The organism is Pseudomonas sp. GW823-FHT05G12 (genome assembly GCF_058795575.1).
This window is the reverse complement of record NZ_CM179501.1, coordinates 2,019,444-2,045,700: the sequence shown is the minus strand read 5'-3', so window position 1 is coordinate 2,045,700 and position 26,257 is coordinate 2,019,444. Positions and strand designations below refer to the sequence as shown.

Here is a 26,257-nt window from a genome sequence, read left to right as displayed (position 1 = left end):
TCCTGTGGTGCAGTCCTGACGGACGTTAGAAAAACGAGGGGCGCGATGTTACGGAATTTGTCTGACAGCGGCCACCGCTCAACGCACCCGTTCCAGGCTCTGCACGGCCAGGTCCAGCGCACGCTGCATGTCCAGGCGCGCCGAACGGCCCAGGTCCGGGTCGTTCAGGCGGCCGCCACGCTCTGAGGGCAGGATCGGCGCCGTCAGGTCTTCGGCATCCATCGCTTCAAAATCCTGTTCGGCGCCCAGGGTCAAGGCACTGCGCCGCAACAGCATGCGCACCTGTTCCGGGGTAAGTGCCGGGTTGATCGACAGCATCGTCGCCACAGTGGCAGTCACCAAGGGTGTTGCGTACGACGTGCCGCAATGCGCAGCCTCGGCAGACACCGGGCGTATGCAGGCAGCAGCACTGACATCCACGCGCATGTCGATGTTGGAACTGTGACGCTTGCGCACATGATCGTGGGCTTCAACTGCCGTAGCCTTGCCACTGCGCTGATGCCCGCCCACCACCAGCAATTGTTCGGTGATGAATGACGAAGGCAGGCGATATTCATCGGTCCCCGACCAGGACGCACCATTGCCCGCCGAATTCACCACCACCACATCAGGGTGCTCCTTGCGCAGCCAGAGGAAAAACTCCTCAAGCAACTCCTCGTAGCCACTCATTGCCAGCCCGGAACGCACCAGCGAATCGACCTCATCACCGTTGACATCGCGCGCGCCGACCCGGTGGATGCCCCAGCTCCAGTTCAGCACCCGCACGCCATCTTCGACCAGGTTCACCGAGGCAGCGATGTTGGCGGTGATACCGGCATCCGAGTTGCGCTCTACCACCACCTCGAAGCCAGGGCTGTGCTTGCCCAGCCCCGGCAAAAAGCCCTCACCCTGCGCAGCGAGAATGCCCGCAACATGGCTGCCGTGGCTGGCCGGGCGATCACCGTCGCGAGCGAAGAGGCATGTCTGGCCTCGTTCGCAGCCCCCTCGATAATCGCCGAACCCTGGGGCGTCAAAGTCCACTTCACGCTCGATTACCCCGACCCGCACGGGCTTCACCGGCAAGCCAGAGGCGGCAATCCGGCGCCGGTAGAAATACAGCGCGTCCATGAAGCGATTGGCCGCCCATTCGTCCGCCTGGTCGATGGCCCGGGTGCCGCGCCCATTGCCCTCCTCCCCGCGCTCGGGGGCGGACTCTTCGACAATCACGGCATCCACGCTGACTTCACTGCCCATGCGCAGGACCATCGCATCGCGCTGCACCAGGTTCTTTACCGGCAAGCGCAACTGGTAGACATTCAGCGGCGGTATGGCACCGACAACCTGGGCGCCGTATTTACCGGCGATGCGCCGGGCCTCGCCGAGGCCGTCGTATTTTTCTTCGATCAACAGGCTGACCAGATCGACATAAGTGGTCAGGCCGTCCATGTTCTTCGCCACTTCATCAGGCCCTGCGGCGATCACATGACTGCGCTGGCGGGTCAGCCATACCGGGTTGCTGGTGCGGCCGCCATCGGCCAGCCAGAGCGGGGCGCTGCGCTGGGCTTCTCTCGCCAGTTTCAGCGTCAGCCGGTCACCTTGCCGCCCGACATTGGCTTCTGACAGCCGCACACCGCCCAACCATACCGTTGGCAGGTTTGCCCCGAGCCCCTCGGCACGCAGGCACCATTGCTGCTGGCTATCGCTGAACAAGTCGCCGCAACGCTGCAACTGCTTGATGCGCAGCGTGTCCGCTGCAGCCTGTGCACCCAGACTGCAAAGCCATAACAGCAAGATCAGGACACCGTTCATGCAATCACCCCACGCGCTCCCTGTGAGTGCGACTTACGGGGCACCTCAAAGGTTCACCTGTGGCTGGCAACTGCCTGGTCGCGGGCGAGCCATTCGGCCATGGAAGTATCCTCCAACGCGTACTCGCCACGATTGGCCTTCCATACCAGCTCCTTGTCGCGCAGGGCGTCGAGGGCCTTCTGTACGTTTGCCGTGTTGACGTTGGCTACCGCCTGGGCCTGCTCCAGCTTGCGGCTGACCTCAACCAGGGTTTGCTCGGTAAATGGGGAAAACGGCTGCCGGCCCAGCGTGCGCTCGGCCATGACCGCTAGCACGGCCTGCTGCAACGGCGTAAGTTCGTTCCAAGCGCTTTCGTAGTCACTCCACACCCCGGCTTGATGGTTCAGCGCCCCATTGCGCAGCAGTTCACCCAGGTTGCCCGCCTCACCCAGGCCGACGCTAACTTCGGCCAACAGTTTGTTGAGCATTTCCGGGCGCCGGCCGACCAATTCGAACGCGTATGCCAGGTCCTCTACCTTGAACTGGTTACTGTCGGCCAGGCGACGGTTCCACAAGGCGGTGATGAATTCGACATATTCACGCCCCAGCAACGGAAATGGCGTGATGCTGGCACCAAAGAATGGCTGCTTGCTCTTGAGTACCAGGTTGGCCAGCTTGTCGCGACTAGAGCCCGTGAACACCAGGCGCAAGCCGTCCGGACGGTCGCCACGGTTAAGATGGTCACGCGCGGCTTTCAGCGCGAACATCGCATTGAGGCCATCTTCGCTGTTAAGGGCGTGCTGAGCCTCGTCGATGATCAGCACTACCAGCTGCCCTGACACTTGATGCAACACGGCAAGCGCCTGGGCCAGGGTAGTCCCCGCAGGCAGTTGCGGGCGGGTGAAATCCCAGCTCAGGGTGCGCAGCAGGTTGATCTTGTCGATACCGGCCTTTTTCGCCGTCCTGGCCAGCGCACCTTCGAATCTGGCCAGCGCAGTACCGATGGCGCCACTGATGAGCTGCGCAGGGGCGGCGTCACGATCCGACCACAGGTCGACGTAAACCGGTAGCCAGCCGCGCTGTACGCATTCAGGTATGAAGTCGTTGTTGAGGAAGGTGCTCTTGCCCGTACGCCGGGGCGCGGCCAGGAACATGCCCGAGCTGTAATCGACCAACGACTCGCCGGCCAAGTCTTGGGCCAGTACGTTGGCCAACTGATTACGGCGTAGGAGCGGGCGAACGGGAGACATGCAATTAACCTCAATTATCTTGCCTACTATAATTTATAGCCTACAAGATAAATCAGGATAATACGACCGACTGCAACCGTGCCTGCGTGATCCAGATCCGGCAAAAAGTCAGCAAATTTGCCATCATGTTGGTTCCACCTGCGGAGATCATGGACATGCCGCTACGCCCCCTTTTCGCCTCCCTGTTGCTGGTCGCCAGCCTCACCGCCCACGCCGCCACCGAGGTGGTGCCACTTCAGCATCGCAGCAGCGCCGAACTGCTGCCCGCCCTGCAGGCTTTCATCGGCAAGGACGGCACGGTCAGCGCCTTCGAGAACAAACTGATCGTCAACGCCAGCCCCGAGCGCATCGACGACCTGCGCGCCCTGCTGCAACAGCTGGACACCGCGCCCAAGCGCCTGCTGATCAGCGTCGACAACAACGACAGCAATTTCCAGGACAACCGCGGCAACGCACGCGTCATTCACTACGGCACCAGCAACCGCGACGGCGGCATGCAGCAGGTACAAGCCAGCGAAGGGCAACCGGCCCTGATCCAGGTGGGCCAGAGCATCCCCATTACCAGCACCAGCACAGACGGCTATGGGCGCATTCAGAGCAACACCGAATACCGCAACGTGACCCAAGGCTTCTACGTAACCCCAAGCCTGAGCGGCGAAACGGTTCGTCTGCAAATAAGCAGCAATAATGACCGTATCAGCCATGAACGTGCAGATGTAGTGAAAGTGCAAAGTACCGACACGACAGTCACTGGCAAGCTCGGCGAGTGGATCACCCTGGCGGGGTTCAACCAGCAGAGCCAAGCCGACCGCAGCGCGTCAAGCCACACGTACAGCACCCAACGGGGTGAAAACATGACATTGCGGGTCAAAGTCGACCTTGTGGACTGATCCCAGGCAATTCAAGGCTTCGACCAAAGGCCTTGAAACTGACTGCCAAGTCGCATTAGACCAAAGATGTAGTAAGGACAAAAAAGCACTACAAAACATTTGACAGGGTCTTTTTCCCAAGGGCATGATGGCCTCGCTCCCGCTAATCAGGGGCCCTGGCAAGGGCCTTCGAGGCGTACTCCTCCCACCCCTGGAGGCGCCTCGTGTCTATACGGCCCACAAGGCGGTTCGACGGGATTGCGACTGCAACGAAGAAGTTGTCCCGAGGGACGGAAGCGCATCACCGCAGTACTGGCAATCGCGTCGCACCGCAGCAAGGCAACCACGAGCCGACCTGCCGGAGCACACCTTCGCCTGGTCTGCCCACCCTTCCCCTTCGAGCCTTCGCGTTCGCCGCCGCATTCCTGCGAACAGGACAGCCGCCAGGCACCTGATCTGCTCCGAGCATCAGCACAATTAACCCAAGATCGATGCGACGAGGTTTATTTCCATGGCACTGACACGCGAACAGCAAATTGCAGCCCTCGAGAAAGACTGGGCCGAAAACCCGCGCTGGAAAGGCGTGACCCGTACCTACACCGCCGCTGATGTCGTTCGCCTGCGTGGCTCCGTGCAACCTGAGCACACCTTTGCCCGTCAGGGTGCAGAAAAACTGTGGAAGCTGGTCACCGAAGGTGCTCACCCGTCCTTCCGCCCCGACAAAGATTTCGTCAACTGCATGGGCGCCCTGACCGGCGGCCAGGCTGTACAACAAGTCAAGGCCGGCATCCAGGCCATCTACCTGTCCGGCTGGCAGGTTGCCGCCGACAACAACTCGGCCGAGTCGATGTACCCTGACCAGTCGCTGTACCCGGTCGACTCGGTACCGACCGTGGTCAAACGCATCAACAACGCGTTCCGCCGCGCCGACCAGATCCAGTGGAAAGCCGGCAAGAACCCGGGCGACGACGGCTACATCGACTACTTCGCGCCCATCGTGGCCGACGCCGAAGCCGGTTTCGGTGGCGTACTGAACGCCTACGAGCTGATGAAGAACATGATCGAAGCAGGCGCCGCCGGCGTGCACTTCGAAGACCAGCTGGCCTCGGTTAAAAAATGCGGCCACATGGGCGGCAAGGTGCTGGTACCGACCCAGGAAGCCGTACAGAAGCTGGTAGCCGCGCGCCTGGCCGCTGACGTGTCGGGTGTACCGACCATCATCCTGGCCCGCACCGATGCCAACGCCGCCGACCTGCTGACCAGCGACTGCGACCCGTACGACCAGCCGTTCGTGGTTGGCGAGCGCACCCGCGAAGGCTTCTACAAGGTCCGCGCCGGCCTCGACCAGGCCATTGCCCGCGGCCTGGCCTACGCCCCGTACGCCGACCTGATCTGGTGCGAAACGGCCAAGCCGGACCTGGACGAAGCCCGCCGTTTCGCCGAGGCGATCAAGAAGGAATACCCGGACCAGATCCTGTCGTACAACTGCTCGCCTTCCTTCAACTGGAAGAAAAACCTGGACGACGCCACCATCGCCAAGTTCCAGCGCGAGCTGTCGGCCATGGGTTACAAGCATCAGTTCATCACCCTGGCCGGCATCCACAACATGTGGCACGGCATGTTCAACCTGGCGCACGACTACGCCCGTAACGACATGACCGCCTACGTGAAGCTGCAGGAGCAGGAATTCGCTGACGCCAGCAAGGGCTACACCTTCGTGGCGCACCAGCAGGAAGTGGGCACCGGCTACTTCGACGACATGACCACCGTGATCCAGGGTGGCGCTTCGTCGGTGACTGCACTGACCGGCTCGACCGAAGAAGAGCAGTTCCACTGATAGTGGGTTGCCGTTGAACAAAGGCCCGGGGCTTGTGAAAGCTCCGGGCCTTTGTTTTTACCCGAGAAAGGGCCGGGCCTGCTGGCCAATTTTCACCAGCCGTTCACCGTTGCCGCCGCTACCGTATTCGCGGGTAAACCCGCTCCTACACTGATCGGGAGGAGACACACATCGGCGATTGGGCGCAGGCCGCTGCAGGAACGGGTTTACCCGCGAAAGGGCCGGCACGGGCCACAGCAAAACCCTGGATCAGGTCTATGCTTGTGGCAGCCCAGCAGCAGGGACCGCCCATGCCTCGTCCAAGCCACCTGATGATTCTCGCCCTGACCGCCGCTGCCCTCTATATATATGCACTGGCCAGCGACAACACCCTGCTCGCCCTGATGGCCAAACCCATCCCGGTGCTGGCCTTGATTGCCTGGCTGCGCAGCACCCCGGTTTCGCCTTATCGCACATGGATCTCGATCGGCCTGGGCTTCTCGGTACTCGGTGACATCCTGCTGGCCATCCCCGCCGACCTGTTCGTGTTCGGCTTGGCCGCCTTCCTTTGCGCTCACCTTGCTTACCTGCGCGGCTATTGCGGCATTACCCTGCGCCCCGCCCTGCCCGCACTGATCTTCAGCGCAATCACTGGCATCGCGCTGCTCGGTGTACTGGCCAGCCACGGCCTCGGCCCGTTGCTGATCCCGGTAGCGCTCTACGCCCTGGCCATCAGCGCCATGCTCTGGCGCGCACTGGCCTGCGGGGGAGTGGCAGCACTGGGTGCCGGCCTGTTCGTGTTCTCCGACAGCCTGATCGGCATCGACCGCTTTGTCAGCCCGTTCGCCGCCGCACCGTACCTGATCATCCTCGCCTACTGGCTCGGCCAATGGGCCATCGCTTCATCAGTCAGTCATCGCTCAACCGATAAAGTATTGACCCAGAGCGGTGCACGCAGGACCGAGAGCTGCTAGAACAAGGGTTTTTGGCAATTGCAAGTAGGGGGAATCGCCAGATGAACTTTACAAGGCACAGAAGAGCCAAATTCAACGGTAGCAGCTCAAATGATATTAATTATCATTACAGGGGTTGCAATTCGTTACCTGCCGCAAGAAACATAATTAACAAAACCGCGCGTAATGCCCGAATTTCAAGGCTCTCAGCCAGTTACGAACGGTTTTTGTACTTAATCCTACGAATAAATTTGCGACAGAAATTTTACTTGCACCAGGTTTACCCATAAAATCAGCGCGATTGATTCGGCTGCGACATTTGGTCACTGCATGTGCGACGCCAAGTCGCCGCTCTACACTTATTTCAGACTGCAGAGCTGGGTCTCTGTATAAGGATCTCTAGCATGTCCGATTCGGCAGGACTCATCGCCCACAACTGGGGCTTTGCCATCTTCCTCCTGGGTGTCGTCGGCCTGTGCGCCTTCATGCTCGGCCTGTCCAGCCTGCTCGGTAGCAAGGCTTGGGGCCGCGCCAAGAACGAACCCTTCGAATCCGGCATGCTGCCCGTCGGCAGCGCTCGCCTGCGCCTGTCCGCCAAATTCTATCTGGTCGCGATGCTGTTCGTGATCTTCGATATCGAAGCCCTCTTTCTCTTTGCATGGTCTGTGTCCGTCCGCGAGAGCGGCTGGACCGGATTCGTCGAAGCACTCGTTTTCATAGCAATTCTGTTGGCAGGTCTTGTCTACCTATGGCGCGTCGGGGCACTTGATTGGGCTCCCGAAGGTCGCCGCAAGCGGCAAGCGAAGCTGAAACAATGAGGCTTTGGCATGCAATACAATCTCACCAGAATCGATCCGGATGCGCCCAACGAGCAGTACCCGGTCGGTGAACGGGAAACCGTCACCGATCAACTGCTGGAGGACCAGGTCCACAAGAACATCTTCATGGGCAAACTTGAAGATGTGCTGCGTGGCGCGGTCAATTGGGGCCGCAAGAACTCCCTCTGGCCGTACAACTTCGGCCTGTCCTGCTGCTACGTGGAAATGACCACGGCCTTCACGGCACCCCACGACATCGCCCGCTTCGGCGCCGAAGTCATCCGGGCCTCGCCGCGTCAGGCCGACTTCATGGTCATTGCCGGTACCTGCTTCGTGAAGATGGCGCCGATCATCCAGCGCCTGTACGAGCAGATGCTCGAACCGAAATGGGTCATTTCCATGGGTTCGTGCGCCAACTCCGGTGGCATGTACGACATCTACTCGGTCGTTCAGGGGGTCGACAAGTTCCTCCCCGTGGACGTCTATGTGCCTGGCTGCCCGCCACGCCCTGAGGCTTTCCTGCAAGGCTTGATGCTGCTGCAGGAGTCGATCGGCCAAGAACGACGCCCGCTTTCCTGGGTTGTTGGTGATCAAGGTATTTACCGTGCCGAGATGCCAGCCCAGAAAGACCTGCGTCGTGAGCAGCGCATTGCAGTAACCAACCTGCGCAGCCCCGACGAAGTCTGATCCAGCGACCTGCCGCCCGCTCCCGAAGGAGCCGGCGGCCTGGCTTCATTCTTAACGTTGACCCAAAGCGACCGAGACCATGACAGCGGACAACGCTATTTTCATTCCGCCCTACAAGGCTGACGACCAGGATGTGGTCGTCGAACTGAACAACCGTTTTGGCGCCGAAGCATTCGTCGCCCAGGAGACCCGCACCGGCATGCCCGTGCTGTGGGTAAAACGCGCCCAGCTCAAAGAGGTGCTCAGTTTCCTGCGCGGCGTCGCCAAGCCTTACAGCATGCTGTACGACCTGCATGGCGTCGACGAGCGCCTGCGCACCCAGCGCCGTGGCCTGCCAGCCGCCGATTTCAGCGTGTTCTACCACCTGTTGTCGATCGAGCGTAACAGCGATGTGATGATCAAGGTGTCGCTCAGCGAAGGCGACCTGAACCTGCCGACCGTGACGGGCATCTGGCCAAACGCCAACTGGTACGAGCGCGAAGTCTGGGACATGTTCGGCATCGACTTTGCCGGCCACCCGCACCTCAGCCGCATCATGATGCCGCCGACCTGGGAAGGTCACCCGCTGCGCAAGGACTACCCTGCCCGTGCGACCGAGTTCGACCCCTACAGCCTGACCCTGGCCAAGCAGCAGCTTGAAGAGGAATCGGCACGCTTCAACCCGGAAGCCTGGGGCATGAAGCGTCAGGGCGCCAACGAGGACTACATGTTCCTCAACCTCGGCCCCAACCACCCTTCGGCGCACGGTGCGTTCCGTATCGTCCTGCAGCTGGACGGTGAAGAAATCGTCGACTGCGTACCGGACATCGGCTACCACCACCGTGGCGCCGAAAAAATGGCCGAGCGCCAGTCCTGGCACAGCTTCATCCCCTATACCGACCGTATCGATTACCTCGGCGGGGTGATGAACAACCTGCCGTACGTGCTTGCGGTAGAGAAGCTGGCCGGCATCAAGGTGCCGCAGAAGGTCGACGTGATTCGCATCATGCTGGCCGAGTTCTTCCGCATCACCAGCCACCTGCTGTTCCTGGGTACCTACATCCAGGACGTCGGCGCCATGACCCCGGTGTTCTTCACCTTCACCGACCGCCAGCGCGCCTACACCGTGATCGAAGCGATCACCGGTTTCCGCCTGCACCCGGCCTGGTACCGCATCGGTGGCGTCGCCCACGACCTGCCACGTGGCTGGGACAAGCTGGTCAAGGACTTTGTCGAGTGGCTGCCCAAGCGCCTCGACGAATACACCAAGGCCGCCCTGCAAAACAGCATCCTCAAGGGCCGTACCATCGGCGTTGCCGCGTACAACACCAAGGAAGCGCTGGAATGGGGCACCACCGGTGCCGGCTTGCGTGCCACCGGTTGCAACTTCGACCTGCGTAAAGCCCGTCCTTACTCCGGCTACGAAAACTTCGAGTTCGAAGTACCGCTGGCCCACAACGGCGATGCCTACGATCGCTGCATGGTCCGTGTCGAGGAGATGCGTCAGAGTATCCGCATCATCGACCAGTGCCTGCGCAACATGCCGGAAGGCCCGTACAAGGCGGATCACCCGCTGACCACGCCGCCGCCGAAAGAGCGCACCCTGCAGCACATCGAAACCCTGATCACGCACTTCCTGCAAGTCTCGTGGGGCCCGGTCATGCCGGCCAACGAGTCGTTCCAGATGATCGAAGCGACCAAGGGCATCAACAGTTACTACCTGACGAGCGATGGCGGCACCATGAGCTACCGCACCCGGATCCGCACCCCGAGCTACCCGCACCTGCAGCAGATCCCTTCGGTGATCAAAGGCAGCATGGTTGCCGACCTCATTGCGTACCTGGGCAGTATCGACTTCGTTATGGCTGACGTGGACCGCTAAGCATGAACAGCACGCTTATCCAGACAGACCGTTTCGCCCTGAGCGAAACCGAGCGCTCGGCCATCGAGCACGAAATGCATCACTACGAGGACCCGCGCGCGGCGTCCATCGAAGCCCTGAAGATCGTCCAGAAGGAGCGTGGCTGGGTGCCGGACGGCGCCATTCACGCCATCGGCGAAGTGCTGGGCATTCCGGCCAGCGACGTCGAGGGTGTCGCCACCTTCTACAGCCAGATCTTCCGCCAACCGGTCGGCCGCCACATCATCCGCGTGTGCGACAGCATGGTCTGCTACATCGGCGGCCATGAGTCGGTCGTCAGCCAGATCCAGAGCGAGCTGGGCATCGGCCTCGGCCAGACCACCGCCGACGGCCGTTTCACCCTGCTGCCCGTGTGCTGCCTGGGCAACTGCGACAAGGCCCCGGCACTGATGATCGACGACGACACCTTCGGTGACGTGCAGCCGGCTGGCGTTTCCAAACTGCTGGAGGGTTACGTATGACCATTACTTCCTTCGGCCCGGCCAACCGCATCGCGCGCTCGGCCGAAACCCACCCGCTGACCTGGCGCCTGCGTGACGACGGCGAGCCGGTCTGGCTGGCCGAGTACGAATCGAAGAACGGCTACGCCGCAGCCCGCAAGGCGCTGGCGCAAATGTCCGCCGACGACATCGTGCAAAGCGTCAAGGACTCCGGCCTCAAGGGCCGTGGCGGTGCAGGCTTCCCCACTGGCGTGAAGTGGGGCCTGATGCCCAAAGACGAATCCATGAACATCCGCTACCTGCTGTGCAACGCGGACGAAATGGAGCCGAACACCTGGAAGGACCGCATGCTGATGGAGCAACAGCCCCATCTGCTGGTCGAGGGCATGCTGATCAGCGCCCGCGCCCTCAAGGCCTACCGCGGCTACATCTTCCTGCGTGGCGAATACACCACCGCAGCGAAGAACCTCAACCGCGCCATCGATGAAGCCAAGGCCGCCGGCCTGCTGGGCAAGAACATCCTGGGCAGCGGTTTCGATTTCGAGCTGTTCGTGCACACCGGTGCCGGCCGCTACATCTGCGGTGAAGAAACCGCGCTGATCAACTCGCTGGAAGGCCGCCGCGCCAACCCGCGCTCCAAGCCGCCCTTCCCTGCCGCCGTTGGCGTGTGGGGCAAGCCGACGTGCGTGAACAACGTCGAAACCCTGTGCAACGTCCCGGCCATCGTCGCCAACGGCAACGACTGGTACAAGTCGCTGGCCCGCGAAGGCAGCGAAGACCATGGCACCAAGCTGATGGGCTTCTCCGGCAAGGTAAAGAACCCAGGCCTGTGGGAACTGCCATTCGGCGTTACCGCGCGCGAACTGTTCGAAGACTACGCCGGTGGCATGCGCGATGGCTTCAAGCTCAAGTGCTGGCAGCCAGGCGGCGCCGGTACCGGCTTCCTGCTGCCTGAGCACCTCGATGCGCAAATGTACGCCGGTGGCATCGCCAAGGTCGGCACCCGTATGGGTACTGGCCTGGCCATGGCGGTCGACGACAGCATCAACATGGTGTCGCTGCTGCGCAACATGGAAGAGTTCTTCGCCCGCGAGTCGTGCGGCTGGTGCACGCCATGCCGTGACGGCCTGCCGTGGAGCGTGAAGATGCTGCGTGCACTGGAAAGAGGCCAGGGCCGCGCCGAAGACATCGAGACGCTGCTGGGGCTGGTCAACTTCCTCGGCCCAGGCCGTACCTTCTGTGCTCACGCACCGGGTGCCGTCGAGCCGCTGGGCAGTGCCATCAAATACTTCCGCTCGGAGTTCGAGGCCGGTGTGGCGCCAGAAAGCGCTGCCACCCTGCGCCCCGACCTGGCGAAGCCGATCGTGGTCGGCGCATAACAAGATGATTAGGCGGGTGGTCCGTGCCACTCGCCAGCTTACCGGCAGGCCCGAGCAATCGAGGCGTGTCGCAAGCTCACCGATTTCCATTAGCCACGCCCGCTCACGCGGGCCAACGAAGAACTTTGAACAATGGCCACTATCCACGTAGACGGCAAAGCGCTCGAAGTCAACGGTGCAGACAACCTGTTACAGGCGTGTCTGTCGCTCGGCCTCGACATCCCTTATTTCTGCTGGCACCCGGCGCTTGGTAGCGTTGGCGCCTGCCGGCAGTGCGCAGTCAAGCAGTACACCGACGAGAACGACACCCGTGGTCGTATCGTCATGTCCTGCATGACCCCTGCTTCCGACGGCACCTGGATCTCCATCGACGACGAAGAGTCGAAGGCGTTCCGCGCCAGCGTCGTCGAATGGCTGATGACCAACCACCCGCACGACTGCCCGGTGTGCGAGGAAGGCGGTCACTGCCACCTGCAGGACATGACGGTAATGACCGGCCACAACGAGCGCCGCTACCGTTTCACCAAGCGTACCCACCAGAACCAGGACCTCGGCCCGTTCATCGCCCATGAGATGAACCGCTGCATCGCCTGCTACCGTTGCGTGCGCTACTACAAGGACTACGCCGGTGGTACCGACCTGGGCGTATACGGCGCCCACGACAACGTGTACTTCGGCCGCGTCGAAGACGGTGTGCTGGAAAGCGAGTTCTCCGGCAACCTGACCGAGGTCTGCCCGACCGGCGTATTCACCGACAAGACCCACTCCGAGCGCTACAACCGCAAGTGGGACATGCAGTTCGCCCCAAGCATCTGCCATGGCTGCTCCAGCGGCTGCAACATCAGCCCGGGTGAGCGCTACGGCGAACTGCGCCGTATCGAAAACCGCTTCAACGGTTCGGTCAACCAGTACTTCCTATGCGACCGCGGCCGCTTCGGCTACGGCTACGTCAACCGCAAGGACCGCCCACGCCAGCCACAACTGGCCGACGGCACCAAGCTGGGCCTGGACGCCGCCCTGGACAAGGCCGCCGACCTGCTGCGCGGCCGTACCATCGTCGGTATCGGCTCGCCACGCGCCAGCCTCGAAAGCAACTACGGCCTGCGTGAGCTGGTCGGCGCCGAATACTTCTACTCGGGCATGGAAGCTGGCGAACTGGCCCGCGTACGCCTGGCCCTGAACGTGCTGAACAACAGCCCGCTGCCCGTGCCGACCCTGCGCGACATCGAAGACCACGACGCCATGTTCGTGCTCGGTGAAGACCTGACCCAGACCGCTGCCCGCGTTGCCCTGGCCGTGCGCCAGGCCACCAAAGGCAAGGCCGAGGCCATGGCCGAAGCGATGAAAGTGCAGCCTTGGCTCGACGCTGCCGTGAAGAACATTGGCCAGCACGCGCTGTACCCGCTGTTCATCGCATCCCTGGCTGAAACCAAGCTCGACGACGTCGCCGAAGAGTGCGTACACGCCGCGCCGGCCGACCTGGCCCGCATCGGTTTCGCCGTGGCCCACGCCATCGACCCGAGCGCCCCTGCCGTCGCCGGCCTGGACGACGAAGCTCAGGCCCTGGCCCAGCGCATCGCCGACGCCCTGGTCGCCGCCAAGCGCCCACTGGTCGTAGCCGGTACTTCGCTGGCCGACCCGGCGCTGATCGAAGCGGCTGCCAACATCGCCAAGGCCCTGAAGCTGCGCGAGAAAAACGGCTCGCTGAGCCTGGTGGTGCCTGAGGCCAACAGCCTCGGCCTGGCCATGCTCGGTGGCGAGTCGGTCGATGCCGCCCTGGACGCGGTCATCAGCGGCAAAGCCGATGCCATCGTGGTGCTGGAAAACGACCTGTACGCCCGCGTACCGGCCGCCAAGGTCGATGCTGCCCTGGCTGCGGCCAAGGTGGTGATCGTTGCCGATCACTCCAAAACCGCCACCGTCGACCGCGCCCACCTGGTGCTGCCGGCCGCCTCGTTCGCCGAAGGCGACGGTACCCTGGTCAGCCAGGAAGGCCGTGCCCAGCGCTTCTTCCAGGTGTTCGACCCGCAGTACCTGGACAGCAGCATCCAGATCCACGAAGGCTGGCGCTGGATGCACGCCCTGCGTGCCACCCTGCTGAACAAGCCGGTCGATTGGACCCAGCTGGACCACGTCACCAGCGCCTGCGCCGAAGCCGCCCCGCAACTGGCCGGCATCGTCAACGCCGCGCCGAGCGCTGCGTTCCGCATCAAGGGCATGAAGCTGGCCCGTGAGCCGCTGCGCTACTCCGGCCGTACCGCCATGCGTGCCAACATCAGTGTGCACGAGCCGCGCACCCCGCAAGACAAGGACACCGCGTTCGCCTTCTCCATGGAAGGCTACTCGGGTTCGGCCGAACCGCGCCAGCAGGTGCCGTTCGCCTGGTCGCCGGGCTGGAACTCCCCACAAGCCTGGAACAAGTTTCAGGACGAGGTCGGTGGCCACCTGCGTGCCGGTGACCCAGGCGTACGCCTGATCGAATCGCAAGGCGACCGCCTGAACTGGTTCAACGCCATTCCGGGGGCCTTCAACCCGGCCCGTGGCACCTGGACTGCCGTGCCGTTCTTCCACCTGTTCGGCAGCGAAGAAAGCTCCTCGCGCGCTGCTCCGGTCCAAGAACGCATCCCGGCTGCCTACGTGGCCCTGGCCAAGTCCGAAGCCGACCGCCTGGGCGTCAACGAAGGCGCCCTGCTGAGCCTGAACGTCGCCGGTGTGGCCCTGCGTCTGCCGCTGCGTATCAATGAAGAGCTGGGCGCTGGCCTGGTCGCGTTGCCGAAAGGCCTGGCTGGCATTCCGCCTGCCATCTTCGGTGCATCCGTCGAAGGTCTGCAGGAGGCAGCACAATGAGCTGGTTCACCCCCGAAGTGATCGATGTGATCCTCACCGTGCTGCGGGCCATCGTGGTCCTGCTGGCGGTGGTGGTCTGCGGTGCGCTGCTCAGCTTCGTCGAGCGCCGCCTGCTGGGCTGGTGGCAGGACCGTTACGGTCCGAACCGCGTCGGCCCGTTCGGCATGTTCCAGATCGCTGCCGACATGCTGAAGATGTTCTTCAAGGAAGACTGGAACCCACCCTTCGTCGATCGCGTGATCTTCACCCTGGCACCGGTAGTGGCCATGAGCGCCCTGCTGATCGCCTTCGTGGTCATCCCGATCACCCCGACCTGGGGCGTTGCCGACCTGAACATCGGCCTGCTGTTCTTCTTCGCCATGGCCGGCCTGTCGGTCTACGCGGTGCTGTTCGCCGGCTGGTCGTCGAACAACAAGTACGCCCTGCTGGGCAGCTTGCGTGCTTCGGCACAGACCGTGTCGTACGAAGTGTTCCTGGGCCTGGCGCTGATGGGCGTGGTGGTGCAGGTGGGTTCGTTCAACATGCGCGACATCGTTGAGTACCAGGCGCAGAACCTGTGGTTCATCATTCCGCAGTTCTTCGGCTTCTGCACCTTCTTCATCGCTGGCGTCGCCGTGACTCACCGTCACCCGTTCGACCAGCCGGAAGCAGAACAGGAACTGGCCGACGGCTACCACATCGAGTATGCCGGCATGAAGTGGGGCATGTTCTTCGTCGGTGAGTACATCGGCATCATCCTCATCTCGGCGCTGCTGGTAACCCTGTTCTTCGGCGGCTGGCACGGCCCGTTCGGCATCCTGCCGCAACTGTCGTTCCTGTGGTTCGCCCTGAAGACCGCGTTCTTCATCATGCTGTTCATCCTGCTGCGCGCCTCGATCCCGCGCCCACGCTATGACCAGGTGATGGACTTCAGCTGGAAGTTCTGCCTGCCGCTGACCCTGATCAATTTGCTGGTGACCGCTGCGATCGTGCTCTACAACACGCCAGCCGTCGCGGCCCAGTGAGGATTTGACCCATGTTCAAGTATATCGGCGACATCGTTAAGGGCACCGGCACCCAGCTGCGCAGCCTGGCAATGGTGTTCTCCCACGGGTTCCGCAAGCGCGACACCCTGCAGTACCCCGAAGAACCCGTGTACCTGCCGCCGCGCTACCGCGGCCGCATCGTCCTCACCCGCGACCCCGATGGCGAGGAGCGCTGCGTAGCGTGCAACCTCTGCGCGGTGGCCTGCCCGGTTGGCTGCATTTCGCTGCAGAAGGCCGAGACAGAGGACGGCCGCTGGTACCCGGAGTTCTTCCGCATCAACTTCTCGCGTTGCATTTTCTGCGGCCTGTGTGAAGAAGCGTGCCCGACCACCGCAATCCAGCTGACTCCGGATTTCGAAATGGCCGAGTTCAAGCGTCAGGACCTGGTGTACGAGAAAGAAGATCTGCTGATCTCCGGCCCCGGCAAGAACCCTGACTACAACTTCTACCGTGTTGCGGGTATGGCAATCGCTGGCAAGCCGAAGGGCTCTGCACAGAACGAAGCCGAGCCGATCAACGTGAAGAGCTTGCTCCCATAAGGACAGAAAGATGGAATTCGCTTTCTACTTCGCATCCGGGATCGCCGTGGTCTCCACCCTTCGGGTGGTAACTGGCACCAACCCCGTGCACGCCTTGCTTTACCTGATCATTTCGCTGATTTCCGTGGCCATGATCTTCTTCGCACTGGGTGCGCCGTTTGCCGGCGCCCTGGAAGTGATCGCCTACGCCGGCGCCATCATGGTGCTGTTCGTGTTCGTGGTGATGATGCTCAACCTCGGGCCGGCTTCGGTCGCCCAGGAACGGGGCTGGCTCAAGCCCGGCATCTGGGCCGGGCCGGTAATCCTCGGCGCCCTGCTGCTGGCGGAGCTGCTGTACGTGCTGTTCGTCACCCCGAGTGGCGCCGGCATCAGCGGTACCACCGTGGGCCCGAAAGCCGTGGGCATCAGCCTGTTCGGCCCTTACCTGCTGGTGGTCGAACTGGCGTCGATGCTGCTGCTGGCTGCAGCCGTCACCGCCTTCCACCTGGGCCGCAACGAGGCGAAGGAGTAAATCATGGGTGCTATCCCTCTCGAACATGGTCTGGCGGTCGCAGGCATCCTGTTCTGCTTAGGTCTGGTTGGCCTGATGGTCCGCCGCAACATCCTCTTCGTGCTCATGAGCCTGGAAGTCATGATGAACGCCTCTGCCCTGGCGTTCGTCGTCGCCGGTGCCCGTTGGGTCCAGCCCGACGGTCAGGTGATGTTCATTCTGGTGATCAGCCTGGCAGCCGCCGAGGCCAGCATTGGCCTGGCCATCCTGCTGCAGCTGTATCGCCGCTTCCACACTCTCGACATCGATGCTGCCAGTGAGATGCGCGGATGAACCTTCTCTTCCTGACTTTCGTCTTTCCCCTCATCGGCTTCCTGCTGCTGTCGTTCTCGCGTGGACGGTTCTCGGAGAACCTGTCCGCCCTGATCGGCGTCGGCTCGGTAGGCCTGTCGGCCGCCACGGCCGCTTACGTCATCTGGCAGTTCAACGTCGCCCCGCCTGAGGGCGGCGCGTACAGCCAGCTGCTGTGGCAGTGGATGTCGGTGGACGGCTTCGCGCCGAACTTCACCCTGTACCTGGACGGCCTGTCGGTCACCATGCTCGGTGTGGTGACCGGTGTCGGCTTCCTGATCCACCTGTTCGCATCCTGGTACATGCGTGGCGAAGCCGGCTACTCGCGCTTCTTCTCGTACACCAACCTGTTCATCGCCAGCATGCTGTTCCTGGTCCTCGGCGATAACCTGCTGTTCATCTACTTCGGCTGGGAAGGCGTGGGCCTGTGCTCGTACCTGTTGATCGGTTTCTACTACAGCAACCGCAACAACGGTAACGCGGCACTCAAGGCATTCATCGTCACCCGTATCGGCGACGTGTTCATGGCCATCGGCCTGTTCATCCTGTTCGCCCAGCTGGGCACCCTGAACGTGCAGGAACTCCTGGTGCTGGCACCGCAGAAGTTCCAGGCTGGCGACACCTGGATGGTGCTGGCCACGCTGATGCTGCTGGGTGGTGCGGTCGGTAAATCGGCACAGCTGCCACTGCAGACCTGGTTGGCCGACGCCATGGCGGGCCCGACTCCGGTTTCGGCACTGATCCACGCCGCAACCATGGTGACCGCGGGCGTGTACCTGATCGCCCGTACCAACGGCCTGTTCCTTCTGGCGCCGGACATCCTGCACCTTGTAGGTGTGGTCGGCGGCGTGACCCTGGTACTGGCAGGCTTCGCTGCGCTGGTACAGACCGATATCAAGCGTATCCTCGCCTACTCGACCATGAGCCAGATCGGCTACATGTTCCTGGCCCTGGGCGTGGGTGCCTGGGACGCGGCGATCTTCCACCTGATGACCCACGCCTTCTTCAAGGCCCTGCTGTTCCTTGCCTCCGGTGCGGTGATCGTTGCCTGCCACCACGAGCAGAACATCTTCAAGATGGGCGGCCTGTGGAAGAAACTGCCGCTGGCCTACGCCAGCTTCGTGGTCGGTGGTGCGGCACTGGCGGCCCTGCCGATCGTGACCGTAGGCTTCTACTCCAAGGACGAGATCCTCTGGGAAGCCTTCGCCAGCGGCAACACCGGCCTGCTGTATGCCGGCCTGGTAGGCGCGTTCATGACCTCGCTGTACACCTTCCGCCTGATCTTCATTGCCTTCCACGGCGAAGCCAAGACCGAAGCCCACGCGGGCCACGGCATCAGCCACTGGCTGCCGCTGGGCGTGCTGATCGTGCTGTCGACCTTCGTCGGCGCCTGGATCACCCCGCCGCTGGCCGGTGTGCTGCCGGAAAGCGCCGGCCATGCCGGTGGCGAAGCCAAGCACGCGCTGGAGATCACCTCGGGTGCCATCGCCATCGCCGGTATCCTGCTGGCCGCCCTGCTGTTCCTGGGCAAGCGCCGCTTCGTCAGCGCCGTCGCCAACAGTGGCATCGGTCGCGTCCTGTCGGCCTGGTGGTTCGCTGCCTGGGGCTTCGACTGGATCTACGACAAGCTTTTCGTCAAACCGTACCTGCTGATCAGCCACATCCTGCGCAAGGACCCGGTTGACCGCACCATCGGCCTGATTCCTCGGATGGCGCGTGGTGGCCACGTGGCCATGAGCAAGACCGAGACTGGCCAACTGCGCTGGTACACCGCCTCTATCGCCGTGGGTGCCGTGCTGGTGCTCGGTGCCGTGGTAGTGGCTGCGGTATGACTATGAATCTTGCGACTTTGCCAAAGGAAACCAACCCGTCATGATTTTGCCTTGGCTGATCCTGATCCCCTTCATCGGCGGCTTCCTCTGCTGGCTGGGTGAGCGCTTCGGCGCCACCCTGCCGCGCTGGATTGCGCTGCTTACCATGTCCCTGCTGCTTGGCATCGGCCTGTGGCTGTGGGGTACCGGCGACTACACCCTTGCTCCCGCCCCGGGCGCCGAACCGGCCTGGGCTCTCGAATACAAAGTCGAGTGGATCAAGCGTTTCGGCATCAGCATCCACCTGGCCCTGGACGGCCTGTCGCTGCTGATGATCCTGCTCACCGGCCTGCTCGGTGTGCTGTCGGTCCTGTGTTCCTGGAAAGAGATCCAGCGCCACGTCGGCTTCTTCCACCTCAACCTGATGTGGATCCTCGGCGGCGTGGTCGGTGTGTTCCTGGCCCTGGACCTGTTCCTGTTCTTCTTCTTCTGGGAAATGATGCTGGTGCCGATGTACTTCCTCATCGCGCTCTGGGGTCACAGCTCGGCAGACGGCAAGAAGACCCGGATCTACGCGGCGACCAAGTTCTTCATCTTCACCCAGGCCAGCGGCCTGATCATGCTGGTGGCGATCCTGGGCCTGGTGCTGGTCAACTACAACACCACTGGCGTGCTCACCTTCAACTACAGCGACCTGCTCAAGGCCGAGTTGCCAGCCGGTATCGAGTACGTGCTGATGCTGGGCTTCTTCATCGCCTTCGCGGTGAAGCTGCCGGTGGTGCCGTTCCACTCCTGGCTGCCTGACGCTCACGCCCAGGCACCGACCGCAGGCTCGGTGGACCTGGCGGGTATCTTGCTGAAGACCGCGGCCTACGGCCTGCTACGCTTCGCCCTGCCGCTGTTCCCGAACGCCTCGGCCGAGTTCGCGCCGATCGCCATGACCCTGGGCCTGATCGGTATCTTCTACGGTGCCTTCCTGGCCTTCGCACAAACCGACATCAAGCGCCTGATCGCCTTCTCCAGCGTCTCGCACATGGGCTTCGTGCTGATCGGTATCTACTCCGGCAGCCAGCAGGCCCTGCAAGGTGCGGTGATCCAGATGCTGGCCCACGGCCTGTCGGCTGCGGCGCTGTTCATCCTGTCCGGCCAGCTGTACGAGCGCCTGCACACCCGTGACATGCGTCAGATGGGTGGCCTGTGGCACCGCATCGCCTACCTGCCGGCCATCAGCCTGTTCTTCGCAGCGGCATCGTTGGGCCTGCCAGGCACCGGCAACTTCGTCGGCGAGTTCCTGATCCTGATCGGCAGCTTCGTGCACGTGCCGTGGATCACCGTGATCGCCACTACCGGCCTGGTGTTCGGTTCTGTTTACTCGCTGATCATGATCCACCGTGCCTACTTCGGCCCGGCCAAGACCGACACCGTGCTGGCCGGCATGGACGGTCGCGAACTGATCATGGTTCTGGGTCTGGCGGTATTGCTGATCCTGCTGGGCGTGTATCCGCAGCCGTTCCTCGACACCTCTGCCGCCACCATGAGTGGTGTGCAGCAGTGGCTCGGATCCGCTTTCACTCAACTCGCTTCGGCCCGGTAAGAGCGCTATGGAATTCACCACTCAACACTTCATCGCATTGGCGCCGATGCTGATCACCACCATCACCACGGTGGTGGTGATGCTGGCGATCGCCTGGAAGCGCAACCACTCGCAGACCTTCCTGCTGTCCACCGTGGGCCTGAACCTGGCCCTGCTGTCGCTCCTGCCGGCGCTGAAGGTCGCGCCGCTGGCGGTCACCTCGCTGATCACCATCGACAAGTTCGCCTGCCTGTACATGGCGATCATCCTCGTGGCGACGCTGGCCTGCGTCACCCTCGCCCACGCCTACCTCGGCGAGGGCGCCAAGGGTTTCCCGGGCAACCGTGAAGAACTGTACCTGTTGCTGCTGATGTCGGCCCTCGGTGGCCTGGTGCTGGTCAGCGCCAACCACCTGGCCGGCCTGTTCATCGGCCTGGAGCTGTTGTCGGTACCGGTCTATGGCCTGGTGGCGTATGCCTTCTTCAACAAGCGATCGCTGGAAGCCGGCATCAAGTACATGGTGCTGTCGGCCGCAGGCTCGGCTTTCCTGCTGTTCGGCATGGCCCTGCTGTACGCCGACGCCGGCAGCCTGAGCTTCGACCAGATCGGCAAGGCCCTGGCTACCACCAGCATGCCAAGCCTGGTGGCCCAGCTGGGCCTGGGCATGATGCTGGTTGGCCTGGCCTTCAAGCTGTCGCTGGTACCGTTCCATCTGTGGACTCCGGACGTGTACGAAGGCGCTCCGGCGCCGGTCGCCGCGTTCCTGGCAACCGCCAGCAAGGTGGCAGTATTCGCCGTTGTCGTACGCCTGTTCATGCTCTCCCCTGCTGCCAGCAGCGGCGTGCTCAGCACCGTACTGGCGGTGATTGCCGTAGCCTCGATCCTGATTGGTAACCTGCTGGCGCTGACCCAGAGCAACCTCAAGCGTCTGCTGGGTTACTCGTCCATCGCCCACTTCGGTTACCTGGTCATCGCGTTGGTCGCCAGCAAGGGCCTGGCCCTGGAAGCCATGGGCGTTTACCTGGTCACCTACGTGATCACCAGCCTGGGCGCCTTCGGTGTCATCACCCTGATGTCCTCGCCGTACGGCGGCCGTGACGCCGATGCCCTGTACGAGTACCGCGGCCTGTTCTGGCGCCGCCCGTACCTGACAGCGGTACTGACCGTGATGATGCTGTCGCTGGCGGGTATCCCGCTGACCGCCGGCTTCATCGGCAAGTTCTACATCATCGCTACCGGCGTCGAATCGCACCTGTGGTGGTTGGTCGGTGCGCTGGTGATCGGTAGCGCCATCGGCGTGTACTATTACCTGCGCGTCATGGTTACCCTTTACCTGGTCGAGCCGAACCTGCGTCGTCACGACGCCCCGCTCAAGTGGGAACAGCGCACCGGCGGCGTCATGCTGCTGGCTATCGCCATTCTCGCTTTCGTACTGGGTGTGTACCCGCAGCCCCTGCTGGAAATGGTTCAGCAAGCGGGCCTGCAACTGATCGGTTGATCACCCCGGCAGCGCCGGTAACAGAAAACACCCCGCCTAGGCGGGGTGTTTTTTTATCTGCACGTTTTGCTACCTGCGCCCACGGGTGCCTCACTCACTCGGGCAGCCCTGACCTGCGCCCGGCAAGGCGGCCTTGCGCAAATCACCATTGGCCGAAGGCAGGTACACTTCCGGGTTGGGCATGCCGCTGGGGGAGAGTTCATGGGTCATTTCGAATTCGGCGCGCACTGACCAGCCACACGCCTCGGTAGTGCATTGCAAATAAGCGATTCGCAGGAAAATATGGCGCCCTTCGCTAGTACGTATGCGCATCCGGCTGTGGCAATGCGGGCAAACCAGCTTGTAAGTACTCACGGCAAGTACCTGCTAGCATTGCCCAGGCTAGTCTGTGTGTCAGTATTGGCTGCAACTGTGGGTGTATTCTTCAATTTGATGGTTCTCATTGCAGAAGTGCTCCTTAAAACGCAGGGCTGTATTCATAACGAGTAGTTTAAGCCCATGGAATATCATTAAACCAGTCATGGATATTTGTTATGAGTACTCACATACTTGCTGAGGTGCTCACGCGCCTTAAGCTTCTCACTGGCGCAAACACTGATGCCGAGCTGTCACGTGCACTGTCGGTCAGCCCGCAAACGCTGAGCAGCTGGAAGGTTCGCGAGAGCATTCCTTACTCACTTTGCATAGACATCGCCAAAAAGCATGCATGCTCATTGGACTGGCTATTGCTGGGTCAAGCCGAGCACATCGCCGCCGACCCAGGTGATGCGGGCTGGGAGTGCGAAATGCTCGAACGGCTGCGCACGCTCTCGCACAGCGATCGCCAGGCCATCCTGCTGTTCATCAAGGACAAACAGCGCATCCAGCAGTTGGAACAGCAACTGAGCGAGCTCGGCGGCGCAACCAATGGCTAACCCCGACGGCGCCAGCGCTGGATGAGCTCGCGCGGGTCGAGTGTATCCAGCCAGACCATGACCTTGAGGCTGATGGGGATCACCACCACAGCGGCCACGAATGCCGCCATGCCCCGGGTCAGCAAAGGCACCAATGACGAAACCAGTGGCTCGAACAGATGGCCCACGCCCACGGTCACGAATAGCAGCAGCAGTTTCTTGGCCAGCGTCAGGCGCCTGGCCTCACTGGTGATCAATCGATCGCGTGCCGCGCTCACCAACAATGCTCCCAGCAGCGCGGCGAACAGCACATCGCCATCCACCCCCAGGAACGTCACCAATGCCGGGGCCAGGTGGTCGAAAACAGATCGCTCAGGCATGCACTTGCCCTCCGCGCGGAACAGGCAGGCAGGCGGTTGAACCCAGGCTATACATGACCGCCGCTTCGACGAAACGGATGTAGCACACCCGCAAGGCACGCCCATGATCATGCCCGGCCACATCCTCGAGCCGCTTGTAGCCCCGCTCTCGCAGCACTGAACGCCAGCGGGCGAATTCCCGTGCTGCCTCGATGGCTGCGCAGCGCGCGGCCACTTCCAAAGCCGCGTCACTGACAGACCGCGGCAGTTGCAGGTGCTCACGCAACCTGCCCAGATCCACCCGCGGCCAGAACGGGTCATGGCAATCGGCAAAGCGCGGTAGCCGAGGATCGTTGCTCATGCGCTACCCCCTTACTGCTCGGCCAGCATGCCGTAGCGAATGGCCTTGATCACAGCAGCCACCCGGGTAGGCACTTCGAATTTGCGCAGGATGTTGGACACGTGAAAGTTCACCGTCGACTCCTTGCATTCAAGGATCTGGCCAATCTCCCACGAGCTCTTGCCATAAGCACACCACAACAGCACTTGCTGTTCACGTGGCGTCAGGCGAACCGGGGCGTCCGCCAAGGGTTGCTGCGAGTGTCGAGCGTTGTCAGTCATGTTTGAACTCCACGGGTGATTGAGCGAGGCATTGCTGCCTACTTGCAGTCACCTTACGAAGCACAGGCCACCCACCTCCACCGCCATGGTTTGTAAAGAACTTTCGTACAAGACCGCATGACGAAGGTGACGAACGATTTGCTGACTTTCTGCGTGCTCCAAGCCGCATTTCGCTCGTCTCAACGCCGTTGTCCATTCGCCTTTCGCCTGGAGTCGTACAATGCGTTCCGATTTACCCCTCTCGTCCTGCCTCGGTCTGCTGGCGGCCTTGGCTGCCACTCAGCCCGCCCTGGGGGCATCCTCGGTCGAATTGGGCCGGGTGCTGATCACCGATGAGGAGCAGAACGAGCTGACGGCAGCCAGCGAGCGCCTGCGTGAAATACCGGGGGCCAGCAACCTGGTGGACATGCAGCGCGTGGGGCAAGGCCGAGTGGCCAGCAACCAGGACGTACTGGCCTACCAGCCTGGGGTGTTCGCCCAATCGGCAGGCAACGACGGCGTCAAGCTGTCGATACGCGGCTCGGGCATCAACCGTGCGCCGGGGGCGCACGGTTCCGGTGTCTACACCATGTTCGACGGCCTGCCGTTGACCGGCCCGGGCGGTACGCCTTACGAACTGTTCGAACCGCTGTGGCTGAGCCGTGCCGAAGTGCTGCGTGGCGCCAATGGCTTTGACCAAGGCTCCCTGGCCTTGGGCGGTGCGATCAACTACGTCACCCACACCGGCTACGACGCGCCTGCACTGCAAGTACGCTACGAAGTCGGTAGCCGCGGCTACCAGCATCGGCACATCAGTTCGGGCAAGGTGCTGGGCAACCTCGACTATTACGTGGCCCTGACCGATTCGGAATATGACGGCTACCAGGCGCACAGCAGCGGCAGCGCCAAGGGCATTGCCGCCAATGCCGGTTACCGCTTCAACCCCAACCTGGAAACCCGCTTCTACCTGCGCTATCGGGAAACTGAAAACGAACTGCCCGGCCGCCTGACCAAGGACCAGATCAAGCACCACCCGCGCGCGGCCAACCCCAACTATCTGGCACGCGACGACAGCCGCCCGCAACCAGGCAGCACCTGGGTGGGCAACAAGACGACCTTCTACCTCGACGACGAGGCACGCCTGGAAGCCGGCCTGGTCTATCACGACTACCCGATGGACCTGCGCGAAGGCCCCATGCGCCTGAAGGTCGCCTACACCGATGTCAGCGGTACGCTGAACTATTTCCGCCGCGACACACTGTTCGGCCGCGAGAGCAAGACCACCGTCGGTTGGCGTACCACCAAGCACCTGCCCAACAGCGGCGCTTCGCAATTTACCCGCAATGGCGATGTGTTCGGCGAGCGCACCCGTGACTTCACCTACCAGGGCTCGGACACCGTGCTGCATGTTGGCAACGACCTGGAACTGGTCCCCAACCTGTGGCTGAGCACCGGCCTGGCCATGATCTACACGCGCCGCGAAAGTGACGTGACCTACCCCTCTGAAGGCGGCAAGGTGAGCATGCATGACTGGGACTATGCCCCCCGCTTGGGGCTACGCTACGACATTCGTCCGGACTTGCAGGTGTACGGCAACCTGAGCCGCTCGGTAGAGCCGCCACACCCGTGGTCGCTGATCTGGAGCGCGCCCAGCACCGGCGGCAAGCAGATCCAGCCGATCGAGATGCAGAACCAGACAGCCACCACCCTGGAACTGGGCGCCCGTGGCGACTCGGCCCTCGGCCGCTGGGACCTGGCCTGGTACTACTCGCAAGTACGCCACGAACTGCTGGCCGTTGAGGTAGTTCCGAACTTCACCTCGGAATTCAACGCCAGCGCTACCGTGCACCAAGGCGTGGAAGCCGGCCTCGACAGCACCCTGTGGGAGCGCGCGGGCACTGGCAAGCTGAGCTTGCGCCAGGCCTACACCTTCAGCGACTTCCACTACCGTGATGACGACACGTTTGGCGACAACCGTCTGCCCGGCATCCCCATGCACTACTACCAGGCCGAGCTGCGCTATGACTGGCCGAACGGCTTCTATGCCGGGGTCAATACACAAATGGCTTCGAAGGTGCAGGTGGACTACGCCAATAGCTACCACGCCGATGAATATGCCTTGCTCGGCGCACGCGTTGGCTGGGACTCACCGAAACAGGACTGGCAGACCTGGCTGGACCTGCGCAACCTGACCAACCAGCGCTATGCAGCGACCGTGACGCCGGCCTACAACGACGCCGGCAAGGACAATGCCCGTTCGACACCGGGCGAAGGGTTTGGCGTATACGCGGGGGTTTCCTACAGCTTCCGCTGACGGGTAGGAGCGGGTTTACCCGCGAATGCGTCGGCAAGTTCAATGACGCATTCGCGGGTAAACCCGCTCCTACGGGGG

The 26,257-nt window shown here is 62.4% G+C and carries 24 protein-coding genes; 18 read left to right on the top strand and 6 right to left on the bottom strand.

Features of this window, described 5'->3' with window-relative positions:
• Positions 1-78: 78 nt before the first annotated feature.
• Entirely contained in the window at positions 79-1,788 is a 1,710-nt protein-coding gene (locus AC3RCM_RS09240; RefSeq protein WP_012051775.1) for a S8/S53 family peptidase, read from the bottom strand.
• 53 nt (positions 1,789-1,841) lie between these two features.
• Positions 1,842-3,017, bottom strand: a complete 1,176-nt coding sequence (locus tag AC3RCM_RS09235) for an ATP-binding protein (protein WP_492629535.1) — start codon at positions 3,015-3,017, stop codon at positions 1,842-1,844.
• A 125-nt stretch (positions 3,018-3,142) separates the two neighbouring features.
• On the opposite strand from AC3RCM_RS09235, the gene AC3RCM_RS09230 reads away from it, so the two are divergent.
• The 16 genes from AC3RCM_RS09230 to nuoN all read left to right on the top strand — a co-directional run bounded on the left by AC3RCM_RS09230 (position 3,143) and on the right by nuoN (position 22,013).
• Positions 3,143-3,907 (top strand): secretin N-terminal domain-containing protein, encoded by a 765-nt coding sequence (locus AC3RCM_RS09230; protein WP_177409986.1) that lies wholly within the window; start codon positions 3,143-3,145, stop codon positions 3,905-3,907.
• Between the two features lie 490 nt (positions 3,908-4,397).
• On the top strand, positions 4,398-5,723 hold the full coding sequence (gene aceA / locus AC3RCM_RS09225; protein ID WP_010954897.1) for an isocitrate lyase: 1,326 nt from the start codon (positions 4,398-4,400) through the stop codon (positions 5,721-5,723).
• A gap of 290 nt (positions 5,724-6,013) precedes the next feature.
• Positions 6,014-6,676 (top strand): lysoplasmalogenase, encoded by a 663-nt coding sequence (locus AC3RCM_RS09220; RefSeq protein WP_336093322.1) that lies wholly within the window; start codon positions 6,014-6,016, stop codon positions 6,674-6,676.
• Positions 6,677-7,059: 383 nt separating this feature from the next.
• On the top strand, positions 7,060-7,473 hold the full coding sequence (locus tag AC3RCM_RS09215; RefSeq protein WP_003251427.1) for an NADH-quinone oxidoreductase subunit A: 414 nt from the start codon (positions 7,060-7,062) through the stop codon (positions 7,471-7,473).
• 9 nt (positions 7,474-7,482) lie between these two features.
• On the top strand, positions 7,483-8,160 hold the full coding sequence (locus AC3RCM_RS09210) for a NuoB/complex I 20 kDa subunit family protein (protein ID WP_003251429.1): 678 nt from the start codon (positions 7,483-7,485) through the stop codon (positions 8,158-8,160).
• Between the two features lie 79 nt (positions 8,161-8,239).
• Positions 8,240-10,021, top strand: coding sequence for an NADH-quinone oxidoreductase subunit C/D (gene nuoC, locus AC3RCM_RS09205; RefSeq protein ID WP_003251431.1), 1,782 nt, complete (start codon positions 8,240-8,242; stop codon positions 10,019-10,021).
• Between the two features lie 2 nt (positions 10,022-10,023).
• Positions 10,024-10,521: an NADH-quinone oxidoreductase subunit NuoE gene (nuoE, locus tag AC3RCM_RS09200; protein ID WP_003251433.1), complete on the top strand. Its 498-nt coding sequence runs from the start codon at positions 10,024-10,026 to the stop codon at positions 10,519-10,521.
• A complete protein-coding gene (gene nuoF / locus AC3RCM_RS09195) occupies positions 10,518-11,879 on the top strand; it encodes an NADH-quinone oxidoreductase subunit NuoF (protein WP_020192000.1) in 1,362 nt (453 codons plus the stop codon). The genes nuoE and nuoF overlap by 4 nt, the downstream gene beginning before the upstream one ends.
• Positions 11,880-12,011: 132 nt before the next feature.
• Positions 12,012-14,726 (top strand): NADH-quinone oxidoreductase subunit NuoG, encoded by a 2,715-nt coding sequence (gene nuoG / locus AC3RCM_RS09190; RefSeq protein WP_492629534.1) that lies wholly within the window; start codon positions 12,012-12,014, stop codon positions 14,724-14,726.
• The gene (gene nuoH, locus AC3RCM_RS09185) at positions 14,723-15,730 is read left to right on the top strand and encodes an NADH-quinone oxidoreductase subunit NuoH (protein WP_003251440.1); all 1,008 of its coding nucleotides are present in this window, start codon (positions 14,723-14,725) and stop codon (positions 15,728-15,730) included. The genes nuoG and nuoH overlap by 4 nt, the downstream gene beginning before the upstream one ends.
• Positions 15,731-15,741: 11 nt before the next feature.
• Positions 15,742-16,290 carry an NADH-quinone oxidoreductase subunit NuoI gene (gene nuoI / locus AC3RCM_RS09180; RefSeq protein WP_003251442.1) on the top strand — a complete coding sequence of 183 codons (549 nt, stop codon included), beginning with the start codon at positions 15,742-15,744 and terminating at the stop codon, positions 16,288-16,290.
• A gap of 10 nt (positions 16,291-16,300) precedes the next feature.
• Positions 16,301-16,801 carry an NADH-quinone oxidoreductase subunit J gene (gene nuoJ, locus AC3RCM_RS09175; RefSeq protein WP_019438098.1) on the top strand — a complete coding sequence of 167 codons (501 nt, stop codon included), beginning with the start codon at positions 16,301-16,303 and terminating at the stop codon, positions 16,799-16,801.
• Between the two features lie 3 nt (positions 16,802-16,804).
• Entirely contained in the window at positions 16,805-17,113 is a 309-nt protein-coding gene (gene nuoK, locus AC3RCM_RS09170; protein WP_003251446.1) for an NADH-quinone oxidoreductase subunit NuoK, read from the top strand.
• Positions 17,110-18,963: an NADH-quinone oxidoreductase subunit L gene (gene nuoL / locus AC3RCM_RS09165; protein WP_064493165.1), complete on the top strand. Its 1,854-nt coding sequence runs from the start codon at positions 17,110-17,112 to the stop codon at positions 18,961-18,963. Before nuoK ends, nuoL begins: the two co-directional genes overlap by 4 nt.
• Before the next feature lie 40 nt (positions 18,964-19,003).
• On the top strand, positions 19,004-20,536 hold the full coding sequence (nuoM, locus tag AC3RCM_RS09160) for an NADH-quinone oxidoreductase subunit M (protein ID WP_010954904.1): 1,533 nt from the start codon (positions 19,004-19,006) through the stop codon (positions 20,534-20,536).
• Positions 20,537-20,543: 7 nt separating this feature from the next.
• Positions 20,544-22,013: an NADH-quinone oxidoreductase subunit NuoN gene (nuoN, locus tag AC3RCM_RS09155; protein ID WP_010954905.1), complete on the top strand. Its 1,470-nt coding sequence runs from the start codon at positions 20,544-20,546 to the stop codon at positions 22,011-22,013.
• A gap of 90 nt (positions 22,014-22,103) precedes the next feature.
• On the opposite strand, the gene AC3RCM_RS09150 is transcribed toward nuoN, so the two are convergent.
• Positions 22,104-22,367 carry an Ogr/Delta-like zinc finger protein gene (locus AC3RCM_RS09150; RefSeq protein WP_004576942.1) on the bottom strand — a complete coding sequence of 88 codons (264 nt, stop codon included), beginning with the start codon at positions 22,365-22,367 and terminating at the stop codon, positions 22,104-22,106.
• A 179-nt stretch (positions 22,368-22,546) separates the two neighbouring features.
• Here AC3RCM_RS09150 and AC3RCM_RS09145 point away from each other — a divergent pair, with 179 nt between their 5' ends.
• Positions 22,547-22,927 carry a helix-turn-helix domain-containing protein gene (locus AC3RCM_RS09145; RefSeq protein ID WP_014861245.1) on the top strand — a complete coding sequence of 127 codons (381 nt, stop codon included), beginning with the start codon at positions 22,547-22,549 and terminating at the stop codon, positions 22,925-22,927.
• On the opposite strand, the gene AC3RCM_RS09140 is transcribed toward AC3RCM_RS09145, so the two are convergent.
• Genes AC3RCM_RS09140 through AC3RCM_RS09130 form a run of 3 tightly spaced genes read right to left on the bottom strand, consistent with a single transcriptional unit; the run spans position 22,924 to position 23,886 of the window.
• A complete protein-coding gene (locus AC3RCM_RS09140; protein WP_014590308.1) occupies positions 22,924-23,286 on the bottom strand; it encodes a hypothetical protein in 363 nt (120 codons plus the stop codon). The genes AC3RCM_RS09145 and AC3RCM_RS09140 overlap by 4 nt on opposite strands.
• Positions 23,279-23,626 (bottom strand): head completion/stabilization protein, encoded by a 348-nt coding sequence (locus AC3RCM_RS09135; RefSeq protein WP_064493164.1) that lies wholly within the window; start codon positions 23,624-23,626, stop codon positions 23,279-23,281. The genes AC3RCM_RS09140 and AC3RCM_RS09135 overlap by 8 nt, the downstream gene beginning before the upstream one ends.
• An 11-nt stretch (positions 23,627-23,637) precedes the next feature.
• A complete protein-coding gene (locus AC3RCM_RS09130) occupies positions 23,638-23,886 on the bottom strand; it encodes a helix-turn-helix domain-containing protein (RefSeq protein WP_003251454.1) in 249 nt (82 codons plus the stop codon).
• Positions 23,887-24,106: 220 nt separating this feature from the next.
• Between AC3RCM_RS09130 and AC3RCM_RS09125 the strand changes: the two genes are divergently transcribed.
• Positions 24,107-26,179 (top strand): TonB-dependent receptor family protein, encoded by a 2,073-nt coding sequence (locus AC3RCM_RS09125; RefSeq protein WP_064493163.1) that lies wholly within the window; start codon positions 24,107-24,109, stop codon positions 26,177-26,179.
• Positions 26,180-26,257 lie beyond the last annotated feature (78 nt).